The following is a 13,498-nucleotide window of genomic DNA, read 5'->3' as shown; positions in this document are numbered from 1 at the left end:
CCTAGGCCTCTAGACGATGGGGACACATAAATGTGTCACTAGGACAGTTGATAAGTTTAACTCACATCATGAGCTTTAAGGTAATTGCGTTTAATACAAGTAAAGACTCGAGCTTTAATTGTGACGCTATTTTCTCGGTAAAACCGCCTTTAACTAATAAAAGTTAAGTGGCGTCCCCAAGGGGATTCGAACCCCTGTTACCGCCGTGAAAGGGCGGTGTCCTAGGCCTCTAGACGATGGGGACACAGAAAACTGCTACCCTAGGACAAAACACTAATTTTTGGTGGAGCCATGCGGGATCGAACCGCAGACCTCTTCACTGCCAGCGAAGCGCTCTCCCAGCTGAGCTATGGCCCCAACTTAATCAATACCCGTCGTGATAAACACATCGTGTATCGCTTAGTGCGGGGCGCATTCTATGCACCACCCAAAATAAAGTCAACAGTTTTTTACCTAGCTTTATTTAAATGGTTTAATTTTCAACAAACTGGCTATCAAGCGTGCTAAAAAATACAATTTGAATAAGATTCTAGCCCTACTGCTTATAATAACATCACTATATCGCAGCGAATACTTAACAACACCCTACTCCCCTATTTAATGCAACAAAATTGCATCAAAGCAAAGGTATACATTTATATGCAAATTGAACTTATCTAAAAACTACCAATTAAGGCCCCGCCAATCGCCTTAATCTTTTAAAAGTTACAATTGCTTATAATAACCAAAACTTAAATGTGGATTTGAGAGTGCCCACTGCCTTTACTTGCTTAATAACCAGCGTAACTCGTACTAAAAAACTCGATTATTGTTTGAAGAACATTTTTTAAAGAGCATTGTAGCTTCGTAATGCTATGTACAAAACTTCAGGGCGTGTTGATCTTTGGTGGGTGAATTTGCAGCAGTATGTTTGGTTTTTAGGCAAGGCAGAGCCTATGTAGTGTGGTTATTACCCATGAATAGGCGATAACGCCGCATAAAGTCCAAACATGCGCTGCCCTTTGGGTTCAATCCACAAAGGTCAACACACACTAGTTATATGTGATCTATTTAGTCTTAATCCGAAGGCTATTAGTGAAGTATGAGTATTTACGATTTGGCTAGGTTGGCTTATAAAAATAAAGTAAGTACAAAAATAGAGTTTAGAATGCTGAAAATAGCATTTGTTTTGGGAAGTTTAGATTAAATTCATTTTTAAAGGACCGCTCTATTCACTAAATAACTCGCCCTAATATTAATCCATCTTGCTCATAATCATAAAAACGACTCCAGTAAAAAAAAACAATAAGTATCGTGAAGCTAAATTTAAGATTAATAAAATACAATTCCCTACTCACTTTTAGGAGCTTATTAGGTGCTTAATTGAACTGCAATATCAAATTTGATGATAAAATAGACTTCAACCATATCCTATTGTTTATAAAACCTTCATTCAGCACATTTTTATCATTCAAGTGTTGACACATTTCCAACTCTATCTATAATAGCGCCCCACAACAACGCAGCAATGCAATGTTGTTTAGATGTGGGTGATTAGCTCAGTTGGGAGAGCATCGCCCTTACAAGGCGAGGGTCACTGGTTCAAGTCCAGTATCACCCACCACTTTTTAATTAAAGTGTTCACATCTAAATTCTATATGGGTCCTAAGCTCAATTAGAAAATAGAGAGCATTACCGCTACTTACAAGTAACGGCGAAGTTCACTGGTTAAAGTCCAGTACTATTTATTTTAATAGTAGCGTTTTAATTTATATGTGGGTGATTAGCTCAGTTGGGAGAGCATCGCCCTTACAAGGCGAGGGTCACTGGTTCAAGTCCAGTATCACCCACCACATATAAAACCTATTATTTTATAATAGTCGTGTTTTAAAATTGTAATATGGGTCGTTAGCTCAGTTGGGAGAGCATCGCCCTTACAAGGCGAGGGTCACTGGTTCAAGTCCAGTACGACCCACCATTCTTAGAATGGTGCATATTACAAGAAAATCTAAATGGGTCGTTAGCTCAGTTAGAAAAAAGAGAACATTACCGCTATTTACAAGTAACGGCGAGGTTCACTGGTTAAAGTCCAGTACTATTTATTTCAATAGTAGCGTTTTAATTTATATGTGGGTGATTAGCTCAGTTGGGAGAGCATCGCCCTTACAAGGCGAGGGTCACTGGTTCAAGTCCAGTATCACCCACCACATATAAACCTATTATTATATCAATAGTCGCGTTTTAAAATTTAATATGGGTCGTTAGCTCAGTTGGGAGAGCATCGCCCTTACAAGGCGAGGGTCACTGGTTCAAGTCCAGTACGACCCACCATTCCTAGAATGGTGCATATTAAAATGTAATTTGGGTGATTAGCTCAGTTGGGAGAGCATCGCCCTTACAAGGCGAGGGTCACTGGTTCAAGTCCAGTATCACCCACCAAATTACATCAAGCGGTTAATTTGATAATAAAGAATTAAATAACAGGCATACCTATTATATGTGGGTGATTAGCTCAGTTGGGAGAGCATCGCCCTTACAAGGCGAGGGTCACTGGTTCAAGTCCAGTATCACCCACCACATATAAATACCATCAGACAACCTCTCTAGTAATAACTCTTTCTTCGCATATTAAATACATTTAAGAACTTTATAAAAACTCAATATATAAATCGTATGTAATTAACTTAGCCGTAAGAAAAAGAGCATCGCCACCCTTTACAAATAATGGCGAGGGTCACTAGTATCAAGCCAAGTAATCACCCACCACATATAAATACCATCAGACAACTCTTTAAATGACAACTTCTCTAGTAATAACTCTTTTCCCATATTAAATACGTTTAACTCCTCTTTTTACCTTAAATACATTTCATATTTTTATTAAAATCTAAATTTCCATATCAAAGCACTCATCAAATATAGCGTTATCAATTTTACTTATTTAGTTTTTAATTATGTTATTCGGCTCAGTACCTTCGTAGTTAGATAAACGTATTAGGCAAAGTTAAGTACCTAATAAATACAGCTATCATTTAAATTCCCTTGTAAGGAGTTAAACTGTTGATTATAGTCTGTGTTAAATACAATTACGCTTAAGCCAATGCCAACTAAGATCTATTCAAAAGCCAAAATACTTATAGTAGAGGAGCAGCCACTTGCTCAAAGCTATATGAAACAATCGTTAGAAAGGCTTGGCTTTCGGCAGTTGCGCTTTGCTGATCATGCAAATTCTGCAAAAGAGCAGTGTTTAAGTGAAGAATTTGATCTAATCGTTTGCTCATTCAACTTAAATAAACACCAAGATGGCTACCAGCTTTATGAAGAGTTACGTGTAAAGCAACTCATAAAAAGCTCGACTGGCTTTATTTTTATCTCAGCAGAAACAAGTGGCTCACTCGTTCATAGTGTTCTTGAGCTGCAACCTGATGACTTTTTAGTTAAACCTTTTACAGTACAAGAGCTTAAAATACGCATTGAACGAATCCTAAAGCGTAAACACGACTTACAAACAGTGTATTCATTAATTGATGATGGTAACGATTCAAAAGCTATTAAGTTTATTGATACCGCTCTGGATAAAAAAAATAATAATTACAGCCCTATCCTACTTCGCTTAAAAGGTGATGCCTTACTTCGCTTAAAGCGCGCTCAAGATGCGAAAGACTTTTTTAAGTCTGTTCTCGACATTCAAAAATTTGCTTGGGCAAAAGTAGGCTTAGTAGAAGCACTTATAGCGAATAACGAACATATTTTGGCGCAGCGAATGCTCAAAACAATGTTAGAGCGCCAAGAAACTCGTTTAGTAGCCCTTGATTTGTTGGGCAGATTAGAAATAAAGCTAAATCAATTTGAGCTAGCACAAAGCTTTTTAAGCCAAGCTGCAGAAATTGCACCGCGAAATATCACACGCCAAAAATCGCTAAGTAATGTGTCGCTAATTAATCACGACTACGAAAAAAGCTATTTAACTCAAAAAGATATAGCCACCTTTGCAAAACACTCAATACACGACCACCCCGATGTATATTTGAATGCAGCACGTGCAGGTATCGACTTTGCGCTAACGACTGATCAAACCGATCAAATTCAACGAATTTCTAGGCAAACCAATCAGTACATTAATGATTTAAAAAAACAGTTTCCTAATAATACAAATCAAGCTCAAATTGATGTACTTAATGCACGACTCCATTACTTAAAAGACGAGCATCAAAAAGCGAAAAAGCTAATTGAACAACTTGATGATGACGATACTCATATCCGATCGGTTGATGGCGCACTTGATAAAGCAAAAGCATTTCATGAACTGGGGTTTCATCAAAAGGCGCAAACCTTATTCACACAAATAATTAGCCACTGTGAAAGACATCCCGCAGTTAGCGATACAACTTACTTGCGTTATATTCAGCAGCAACAAAGTGAGCGACGCGATATTAAAATGGGTCCAAAAGAGCTTAATAACCATGCCGTTAGTCAATTTAATAAAGGCCAATTAAATACTGCGTTGGAAGCTTTTACACAGGCGTTTAGAGTCATGCCTCGTAATCAAAGTATCGCACTTAATTTATTACAGTGCCTATTTGATTCAACTAAGCAATCTGGCAGCTCATTTAATATGGATCTTGCTAGAAGGTGCTACGCCCTTCTTGATAAAACTAAATTACAAGCAGATCAGACGCAGCGTTTAGATAAGATTTTGCACATAGCAAAAGAAATGAATTTAGATATTCAAAGCGCTAGTAAATAAAACATTAGAGCTTTTTCATTGATGCGGCATTAACGCAATAACGTAAACCCGTTGGTAATGGACCATCTGGAAAAATATGGCCTAAGTGCGAATCGCACACGTTACAAACCACCTCTATGCGCTCCATACCATGACTTGTATCGCTTACATAGCCAATCGCTTCAATTGTCGCAGGTTGCGTAAATGACGGCCAACCAGTACCACTATCAAACTTCTCATCAGCATCAAACAATAGATTATCACAGCAAATACACACATACTTGCCAGGTTCGAGTAATGTACAACTACCCGAACTACCTGGGCGCTCTGTTCCCTTTTTACGTGTTACGTAATATTCATCTTCTGATAGTTGAATCCGCCACTGCTCGTCAGTTTTGACTACTTTTTTACTTGGGGTAGGATTGCCATTGGTGGCAAAGTTAATAACATCATTCCACTTCAACATAATAGCCTCATTGAATAGTTGATTAGCTATACTTTATAAAGTCATAAAAAGTACGGCTAATTATTACGTTATTTAATACACTAAAGATCAGCTAAGGAGTGTTGACCGTTTAAGACTAAAACTCGTTCAATCTTAAAGGTAATTTTCTTAGCTAAAGGTAATATTTTGTTTTTCTGAGTCGGTAAGTATTCGTTTAATAAAACTATCTAGCTCTGCTTTTTTTACAGGTAAACTAACACTCATTTGGCGCTCGTTATTACTGTAAATTATTAGCCCATCATCCTTTGTCGTTATACGTTCAATACTCTCAATAACTAACCAATCTGGACCGTGCTTTTTATCAAAAAATCCCATCAAACTAAAAAGTAATAAGTGTTGGGCGTCTCGCTGAATAAAATCCTCTAACCTGTTTCTTGATTTAAATAAAGGCGTTAACCGATAAACGCTTGAGCAAAAAACAAATACCCATAACCCAAATAACGCTTTAAACCACATAAACTCTAAAAGCTCAGTGCTAATCATTAAAATAATAAGCACAAAGCCTATTATCGATATAGCTATCGCTATTTTTCTATTTACGGCGTCCACAACTAATCCCTTTTAAGTCGCTTTTTTTCTTCTGATGCCTTTTCTGTCGGCTCAGGCCAATCATTAAAGAAAACAGTTAAATAGCGGCTTTTCACCAAATACCATAATACCCATAAAACAATCATCATTTGTACTGCTAAAAATGATGAAAATCGATAATGGCTATGCGCTGCTTGAACACTTAACCATGTTAAATCAACAACTGCACATAAAATAAGAGGCCAGCGCATATGTCGCCATATTCTTGCTAACCTGTTGCTTGCACTGTGTGAATCTCGTGGTCTGCGTAAACAAAATAAAATAGTCGGTATTATTGCAATACTTCCAATCGTTATTGCGATAAAAAAATCATTTTTATTTTTAAAAAATAATGACATTAAATCTAGTTCAGGCCTGCGGCTTAAAGCCGCAATAACCCAAATAAAATAACTGCGTAATAGCACAAGCACACTTAAATGAAATGCAATAGGCGTACGGTAACTTCCGTACTTATCCCAGTATTCTGGCCCATATCGGCTCATTGTCATTTTCCTAACCGTTATGCTTTATAAGCAACTCAATTAATTCATCTTCAGTTAGTATGTCTATGCCTAGGTCTTGTGCCTTTGTTAGTTTTGAACCTGCTTTTTCACCCGCCACTAACGCATCTGTTTTAGCCGATACGCTACCAGACACCTTGGCACCAAGTTGTTGTAATCGTGCTTTTGCATCATTGCGATTAAGTGTATTAAGTGTACCTGTAAGTACATATGTAAGCCCAGCGAGCGGCTGTTCTTCCTCAGAAGGTGCGCTCAACGCTGGCCAGTTTACACCTTGATCTATCAGCGCATTAACAACTGCTAAATTATGTTCTTCATCAAAAAAGCCACGAACATGAGCAGCTACTATTTCGCCTACATCACTTACTTGCGTTAAACTATCAATGCTGGCATTTATTACATTTTCAAGGGTTAGAAAGTGATTAGCTAAATTTTGTGCTGTCGCCTCCCCGGCTTCTCGAATACCTAATGAATATAAAAACTTAGCAAGCGTAGTGCCTTTAGCCTCTTCAAGTGCTGTTACTAAGTTTTTAGCTGACTTAGGTCCCATACGTTCAAGTGACTCAAAATGCCCCTGTTTTAAAATAAACAAATCAGCAGGCGTTTTTATAAGTTCTCTATCGACTAACTGATCAACAATCTTATCGCCAAGACCATCTATATCCAGCGCTTTGCGCGAAGCAAAGTGCTTAATAGCTTGCTTACGCTGTGCAGGACATACAAGTCCACCCGTACAACGGGCTACAGCTTCGCCTTCAACCTTTTCAACATGAGAATCACAGATTGGGCAAGTCGTCGGGAATTCAATATCTCTGGCATCATCAGGTCTGCGTTCAAGTACAACTTGTGTTATTTGTGGGATTACATCACCTGCACGGCGAATAATAACCGTATCCCCCACTTTTACACCTAAACGTGCAACTTCATCACTGTTATGCAGTGTTGCATTTGATACGGTAACGCCACCCACAAAAACAGGCTTCAAACGTGCAACAGGTGTAATGGCGCCAGTACGACCGACTTGAAAATCAACATCAAGTAGTTGGGTTATTTCCTCTTGTGCCGGAAATTTATACGCAATAGCCCAACGAGGTGCGCGAGCTACAAAGCCTAAGCGCTCTTGTAAGGCTTTTTCATTTATTTTAATTACTACGCCATCAATTTCGTATTTAAGTGAGCTACGGCGCGTTAAAATATCGCTGTAGTACTCAAGCGCGGCTTTTGGACCTTCAACTAATTTTGTTTCTGGGCACAGAGGTAAACCCCAATCAGTCAACTTTTCTAATTGCTGATAATGATCCTGGGGAATATTGCCATCGGCAACAAGCCCAGTGCTATATGCGTAAAACATGAGTGGGCGCTTAGCGGTAATTTTAGAGTCGAGTTGTCGTAAGCTACCGGCTGCTGCATTACGTGGGTTAACAAATACTTTATCGCCACGCTTTTCTGCTTCAGTATTTAGTTTGTCAAAACCTGCGCTATCCATAAATACTTCGCCGCGCACTTCAAGCTCTTTCGGATAATCGCCACGTAACTTAAGCGGTACATTACGAATTGTTTTTACATTTTGAGTAATGTTTTCACCGGTAAAACCATCACCTCGAGTCGCTGCTTGTACAAGCACACCATCACGATAAATAATTGATACAGCTAAACCATCAAGTTTTGGCTCACAACAAAAAGTAAGCTCATCAGTACTCATTAAACGCTCTTTTATACGGCGATTAAACGCAGTGAATTCTTCTTCACTAAAGGCGTTATCAAGTGAGAGCATGGGTACTTGGTGCGCTACTTGTTCAAATTTACTAAGTGCTGCACCGCCTACTTTTTGTGTAGGTGAGTCGGCGGTTAAAAATTCAGGATGCTCGGTTTCAAGTGCGCTTAGTTCGCGTAATAACCTATCGTATTCAGAATCAGGAATACTGGGGGTGTCGAGCACATAATAATTATAGTTGTGTTGCTCTAATGTAGTACGAAGATGATTAACTTGCTCACTAATGCTGCTAGACATTTAAACCTCAATAAACATAAAAAAAGCCACTTTGACGATTCACCGTCCAGTGGCTTATAAAAATATAATATATGCGTTATTTACGCTGAAAAAGAACGAACCTGCTCAACATATTGTCTTACGCGATCTACTGTCATTTCATTTCGCTCAGCATCTAAAATTTGCGCACCAAATTCATCCGCTAACTTTTTAGCTGCGCTGTGCAACATATTAAATGCAGCTAGACCATCGCCGTCGCACGGTAACGTCATAAATAAGCTTACCCCTGCGGTACTAAACTGTTCCATATTATCAATATCAAACGTACCTGGGTTGTACATATTTACTAATCTAAATAAAACAGGGCCTTGACCAGCCGGATCTAAATGGCGATTAAAAAAGCCTTCCTCAGAATATTTAAAACCTAAAGTGTTAACTGCTGGCAATAATTTACTGCCCTGCATACTAAGCTCTTCTGGCATTTGAATATGTACAATAACAAAGTCAGACATTTGGGCAGGTGCTTCTTCAGCGCTTTGCTCTTTTGCTTCTAGGTCATCAACTATTTCTAGGTCATCTTCAATCGGCACTTCTGGCACGCTTGTATCTATTTGCGGCTCATTTGCATCAAAGTTAAGCTCGCCAAACTGTGGCTCATCACGTTCGTTTTGCATTGGCTCTTTTGGCTCAGCCTCAGTTCGAAACGGTTTAGATGAAGCTGATGCGCTTTCTTGTAATGGTTCAACCCGCTCGTTATCAGATACTTCTGGGCGGTCTTTTTTTCTCACAGACCACAATCCATGTATTAATAAACCACCAATGACAACTACACTGATAATGATTAAAACCCATCTTAATTGTTCGGCCATCCCCTCACCTTTTATTATTTGATATGCCTAAAACCTGTATATTAATTAAAAATAATACACTTGTTATAAAAATTTATGCATGTGCAAGTTGCACAGCCTGCTCTATATCTACAGCAACCATACGCGATACGCCAGGTTCTGCCATAGTAACACCGGTTAATCTACCAGCCATTTCCATCGCAATTTTATTATGACTAATATAAATAAACTGCACTGATTGTGACATTTCTTCAACCAAACGGCAAAAACGCACAACGTTGGCATCATCCAATGGTGCATCTACTTCGTCCAGCATACAGAAAGGAGCTGGATTGAGCCTGAATATAGAAAACACTAATGATAATGCGGTCAGCGCTTTTTCTCCACCACTTAACAAATGAATTGTTGAATTTTTCTTACCCGGTGGTCGTGCCATTATACTAACACCACTTTCGAGTAAATCGTCACTGGTTAATTCTAAATACGCACTACCACCACCAAAAACTTTAGGAAATAGCTCTGCAAAGTCTTCGTTAACTTGATCGAACGTCGCTTTAAAGCGTGTTTTGGTCTCACTATCAATTTTACGAATTGCACCTTCAAGGGTACTTAACGCTTTTGTTAAATCATCTAATTGATTATCAAGATAATCACTACGAGCTTTAGCTAAATCAAACTCTTCTATTGCCGCTAAGTTTACTGCACCTAATTTATCTAACTGATTAGTAAATCCGGTTAACTGATTTTGCGCTGCACTTAAATTCAATGAATCAGGTAATTCATCAAGTATTGCTTTTAAGCTTTGCTTTAGCTCTTCTAATGGTTCGAGCGCAACTTGCGCTTTTATTAGTAAGCTTTGCTCTTCAATTGTTAGCTTTTGATGCTGCTCTTGCAAGCCCACCAGCTCACCTTGTGAGTTTTTAAGACTTGCTTGCTTGCTATTTAAACTTTCTTTAGCGTGAGCTAATTCTTTTTGTAGCATTACCAGGGCCTGCTCACCTTTTTGATGCTGTACTAAAAACTGCGTTATTTTATCGCTAAGCTCTTGCTCTGGTATAAGCAGTTCTTCTATTTCATTGAGTAATTCTTGTGCACCTTCAGATGCACTAACGTGCTCTTGCTCTGCATGGCTCAATTTGGTTTGGCTTAACTGCCATTCACTGCGTGCCTTTTGCTCTGAGAGCGTTGCCTTATGCGCTTGCGTTTTATATTGCTCAAGCATGCTTAATGCTTCGCTATAACTTTTATCACTTTGTGAGCGCAGGCTATTTGCAGCGTCTAACTCATCCGTTAAGTTGAGTTGCTGCTCATTTAACACTTCAAATTGCTCTGTTTGCTCATCAAGCACGGTATTTAATTGCAAAAGCTGGGTGGTTAATTGCTGTTTTTGTTGCTGTAGCTTTTCTAGTTGCAGCTTAAAGTGCGCTACTTGCTGTTTAAGCATATCGCTGCGTGTACCGGCTACTGCTATATTTTGCGCAAGCTCATGTATGGCTTCTTTTAGCTCGCTTTGCTCGTTAATTAACTTTATTTGATCAGCTGTATGTTCATCACGAGTGTGTGTTACTTGTTTTAGCTCATCCTCGGCATTGGTTAACTGCTGAGCTTTATCCTGCAACTGCTTATGTTTTAAAAGCAATGAGTTTTCGGCATTTCGATCGGCACTTACATGCCAGTTACGACCATATAAAGCACCGTTTTTATCCATAACGGCTGTATAATAAGCATCTTTTAAGAGCGTTAGATCACCGCTCTCGCTATAAGCAATGCGCGTTAAATGATCTGGGTACACGCCGCTTGTTATGAATGCCGCTAAGCTATTTTCAGCAATGTGCTTACCACTAATTGGCCACACACTATTATCAGCTTGCTGCTCACTTACATTTAAGTGCTCTAGCGATTTAAGTGCTTGCTCTATTAAGGGCTCAAAGCCTTCTTTAACACTTAGCTGATTAAACAAACCATTAGTACTTTCACTTTCTTCATCAAGCCCTAATGTACTTTTAAGCCCCGTTATACTGGCTTTTAACTCATTTATTGTTTGAGTAAGCGTCGAATATTGCTTTTGTGAGTTATTAACACGCTCATTTTGCACTTCAAGCTTAGCACTGCACTGCGTGTGCGCTGTTTGTTTAGCGGCAAGTTCTTGGGTTAATGTTTGTGTTTGCTGTGTTTGCTGCGTTAATTGTTGTTCTACATCGCTACTTTGTAAGTCAGTAAGCTGCGCATTTAACTGATCAATTTGCTCGTTAACGTGGCTTATTTGCTGCTGAGTTTGTTTAATGTGACTGCTATGCAGTTGCGCATTATTATTAAGTTGCTGCTGTTGCTCACACAAAGTTTGCCAGTGTGTATTGTGGCGCTGCTTCAGTGCTAATAATTCCTCAAGCTCATGCGTTAACTTCCTTACTTGCTCTTCGCACATTAACGCGTTTTCACTTGCCTCTTGCAGGGTTTCATTTAGTTGCTCGCACACAATTTGCTGCTGCGTTTTAACTTCAGTGCTATGGGTTTGGCGTTGCTGTAATTTAATTAAATTTTGTTTAAGCGTTTGAGTTTGTTGCTTTACATTTATTTGCTGTTGCTCAGCGCGGGTAAGCTCGGTGTGTATTACATGTTGCTGATGTTGTGCATCGCTTAGTTTATCTTGCTGAGCTTGTACTTGCCCTTCTAAGCTTGCAAGTACATCGTCATGCCCTGAGTTAGCAGTTTTAAAAAACGAAATTTGATCGTTCAGTTTTTTAATTAGAGTACTTTTTTCAAGTTGTTGCTGATGTAACTTTTGCCATTTTAAAACCGCAATTTGCCCTTTTAACGTTCGCTCTTGCGCTTTTAACTCGCGGTATTTTTTTGCATCAACCGACTGCACAGCCAATTTATCTAACTGGCTTTGCAGCTCTTTACGCACATCTAACAAACGCTCAAGGTTTTCGCGGGTGCTTTTAATGCGTGTTTGTGTTTCGCGGCGGCGCTCTTTGTATTTAGAAACACCAGCAGCTTCTTCTAAAAATACGCGTAATTCTTGTGGTTTACTTTCTATTAAGCGCGAGATCATCCCTTGCTCAATAATTGCGTAACTACGCGGACCAAGACCTGTACCTAAAAATATATCGGTAATATCACGCTTACGGCATTTACTGCCATTTAAAAAGTACAGCGATAGCCCGTCGCGCGTTACTAAGCGTTTAATGGCAATTTGGTTTCTGTCGGCAAATGTGTTTGAAGGACTACCTTTATCGTTATCAAAAACAAGCTCTACAGAAGCTTGTGATATGGCTTTACGATTAGTTGAGCCATTAAAAATAACGTCGGTCATGGCATCGCCACGCAGGTTTTTAGCAGAGCTTTCACCTAGCACCCATCGTACTGCATCAATAACGTTAGATTTGCCACAGCCATTAGGGCCTACAACACACGTCATTTGATCAGGAAATGGAATTTTAGTGGGCTCTACAAACGATTTAAAGCCCGCTAATTTAATAGTGCTTAAGCGCATCTTATTGTTATTACCAATTTATTATTGTTATTTGTCATAAACAATTTAACCCATAATTTACTAATAGATTAAGCTTGTCGTTTAAAGTTATCTAAAATAATACCGGTTGCCATTGCCACATTTAGCGACTCTGCTCCACCAAAAGCGGGAATAGTGATTTTATTGGTCACTAAATTTGCACATGTCTCGCGTATACCATGCGACTCACTGCCCATTAGTAAAACGCCTGAGCCCGTAAATTGGGTTTTATGTACACTTTGTCCATCTAAAAAAGCACCGTAAACAGGTAAATTTAAAGACTGTAAGTAATCAGGTAAATCTACTTGGCTTACCGATACCCTTACAAATGAGCCCATTGTGGCGCTAATTGTTTTAGGGTTATACGCATCAGCGCTGTCGGTGCTGGTTACTATATGTTTAATACCGTACCAATCAGCCACTCTAATTATTGTGCCTAAATTACCTGGGTCTGACACGCCATCAAGCGCGAGTATTAAGCCATTGCCTTTAGGTAGCTCTGCGTTTGGCATATCAACAATAGCAATGGCTGCATTATTGCTCACTAATGTACTCGCTTTAGTGAGAGTCTCTTCATCTGCTTCAATAAAATTAGCGTGCTGATACTCACCTTGGTACGCATTTATAAATTCGTTTGTAGCAAAAATATTAACCGCATTTAATGGGCTGTTTAATAACTCAAGTACGTTTTTTTCACCCTGTACAAGGTATTGATTATATTGCTTTCGGTACTTTTTTTGGCCAAGTTGGCGAATAAGTTTGAGTTGGTTTTTTGAAATCATAACAGCCCCATAAAATTGTCCATTAAGTATAACAGATTTCGTTATAACATCTGAACTCGAAAAGCA

Annotated in this window: 8 protein-coding genes and 9 tRNA genes; 8 read left to right on the top strand and 9 right to left on the bottom strand. The window is 39.0% G+C overall.

Annotation, left to right across the window (positions count from 1 at the left end; genetic code table 11):
• Nucleotides 1–168 precede the first annotated feature (168 nt).
• Nucleotides 169–244 (bottom strand) — tRNA-Glu (locus tag CXF64_RS02185).
• A 37-nt stretch (nucleotides 245–281) separates the two neighbouring features.
• Nucleotides 282–357: transfer RNA gene (locus tag CXF64_RS02180), tRNA-Ala, on the bottom strand.
• 1,170 nt (nucleotides 358–1,527) lie between these two features.
• On the opposite strand from CXF64_RS02180, the gene CXF64_RS02175 reads away from it, so the two are divergent.
• From CXF64_RS02175 to CXF64_RS02140, 8 genes are all read left to right on the top strand, one after another.
• Nucleotides 1,528–1,603, top strand: a tRNA-Val gene (locus tag CXF64_RS02175).
• Between the two features lie 153 nt (nucleotides 1,604–1,756).
• Nucleotides 1,757–1,832 (top strand) — tRNA-Val (locus CXF64_RS02170).
• A gap of 49 nt (nucleotides 1,833–1,881) precedes the next feature.
• Nucleotides 1,882–1,957, top strand: a tRNA-Val gene (locus tag CXF64_RS02165).
• Between the two features lie 153 nt (nucleotides 1,958–2,110).
• Nucleotides 2,111–2,186: transfer RNA gene (locus CXF64_RS02160), tRNA-Val, on the top strand.
• A gap of 48 nt (nucleotides 2,187–2,234) precedes the next feature.
• Nucleotides 2,235–2,310: transfer RNA gene (locus tag CXF64_RS02155), tRNA-Val, on the top strand.
• A gap of 32 nt (nucleotides 2,311–2,342) precedes the next feature.
• Nucleotides 2,343–2,418: transfer RNA gene (locus tag CXF64_RS02150), tRNA-Val, on the top strand.
• A 62-nt stretch (nucleotides 2,419–2,480) separates the two neighbouring features.
• Nucleotides 2,481–2,556, top strand: a tRNA-Val gene (locus CXF64_RS02145).
• Nucleotides 2,557–3,079: 523 nt separating this feature from the next.
• Nucleotides 3,080–4,726: a tetratricopeptide repeat-containing response regulator gene (locus CXF64_RS02140; protein ID WP_024591593.1), complete on the top strand. Its 1,647-nt coding sequence runs from the start codon at nucleotides 3,080–3,082 to the stop codon at nucleotides 4,724–4,726.
• Between the two features lie 4 nt (nucleotides 4,727–4,730).
• Here the strand turns inward: CXF64_RS02140 and msrB are convergent, their stop codons facing one another.
• From msrB to CXF64_RS02105, 7 genes are all read right to left on the bottom strand, one after another.
• Nucleotides 4,731–5,171: a peptide-methionine (R)-S-oxide reductase MsrB gene (msrB, locus tag CXF64_RS02135; protein WP_101216164.1), complete on the bottom strand. Its 441-nt coding sequence runs from the start codon at nucleotides 5,169–5,171 to the stop codon at nucleotides 4,731–4,733.
• Between the two features lie 147 nt (nucleotides 5,172–5,318).
• Nucleotides 5,319–5,759 (bottom strand): hypothetical protein, encoded by a 441-nt coding sequence (locus CXF64_RS02130; protein WP_024591594.1) that lies wholly within the window; start codon nucleotides 5,757–5,759, stop codon nucleotides 5,319–5,321.
• 2 nt (nucleotides 5,760–5,761) lie between these two features.
• On the bottom strand, nucleotides 5,762–6,280 hold the full coding sequence (locus tag CXF64_RS02125; protein ID WP_007584017.1) for a DUF2919 domain-containing protein: 519 nt from the start codon (nucleotides 6,278–6,280) through the stop codon (nucleotides 5,762–5,764).
• 10 nt (nucleotides 6,281–6,290) lie between these two features.
• Nucleotides 6,291–8,309 (bottom strand): NAD-dependent DNA ligase LigA, encoded by a 2,019-nt coding sequence (gene ligA / locus CXF64_RS02120; RefSeq protein WP_024591595.1) that lies wholly within the window; start codon nucleotides 8,307–8,309, stop codon nucleotides 6,291–6,293.
• 80 nt (nucleotides 8,310–8,389) lie between these two features.
• Nucleotides 8,390–9,157: a cell division protein ZipA gene (zipA, locus tag CXF64_RS02115; RefSeq protein WP_007584012.1), complete on the bottom strand. Its 768-nt coding sequence runs from the start codon at nucleotides 9,155–9,157 to the stop codon at nucleotides 8,390–8,392.
• A gap of 73 nt (nucleotides 9,158–9,230) precedes the next feature.
• Nucleotides 9,231–12,632, bottom strand: a complete 3,402-nt coding sequence (locus CXF64_RS02110) for a chromosome segregation SMC family protein (protein WP_101164112.1) — start codon at nucleotides 12,630–12,632, stop codon at nucleotides 9,231–9,233.
• Between the two features lie 68 nt (nucleotides 12,633–12,700).
• The gene (locus CXF64_RS02105) at nucleotides 12,701–13,432 is read right to left on the bottom strand and encodes an RNA methyltransferase (protein WP_101216163.1); all 732 of its coding nucleotides are present in this window, start codon (nucleotides 13,430–13,432) and stop codon (nucleotides 12,701–12,703) included.
• Between the last annotated feature and the right edge of the window lie 66 nt (nucleotides 13,433–13,498).

The sequence above is a fragment of the Pseudoalteromonas sp. GutCa3 genome, from assembly GCF_002836155.1.
Classification (GTDB): Bacteria; Pseudomonadota; Gammaproteobacteria; order Enterobacterales; family Alteromonadaceae; genus Pseudoalteromonas; species Pseudoalteromonas arctica.
This window is presented reverse-complemented; position numbering and strand designations above follow the sequence as displayed.

What these genes read in the sequence shown, in the direction of transcription:
- CXF64_RS02140 (WP_024591593.1), top strand. Translation starts at nt 3,080, where the DNA reads ATGCCAACTAAGATCTATTCAAAAGCCAAAATACTTATAGTAGAGGAG.
- msrB (WP_101216164.1), bottom strand. Translation starts at nt 5,171, where the DNA reads ATGTTGAAGTGGAATGATGTTATTAACTTTGCCACCAATGGCAATCCT.
- CXF64_RS02125 (WP_007584017.1), bottom strand. Translation starts at nt 6,280, where the DNA reads ATGAGCCGATATGGGCCAGAATACTGGGATAAGTACGGAAGTTACCGT.
- ligA (WP_024591595.1), bottom strand. Translation starts at nt 8,309, where the DNA reads ATGTCTAGCAGCATTAGTGAGCAAGTTAATCATCTTCGTACTACATTA.
- zipA (WP_007584012.1), bottom strand. Translation starts at nt 9,157, where the DNA reads ATGGCCGAACAATTAAGATGGGTTTTAATCATTATCAGTGTAGTTGTC.
- CXF64_RS02110 (WP_101164112.1), bottom strand. Translation starts at nt 12,632, where the DNA reads ATGCGCTTAAGCACTATTAAATTAGCGGGCTTTAAATCGTTTGTAGAG.
- CXF64_RS02105 (WP_101216163.1), bottom strand. Translation starts at nt 13,432, where the DNA reads ATGATTTCAAAAAACCAACTCAAACTTATTCGCCAACTTGGCCAAAAA.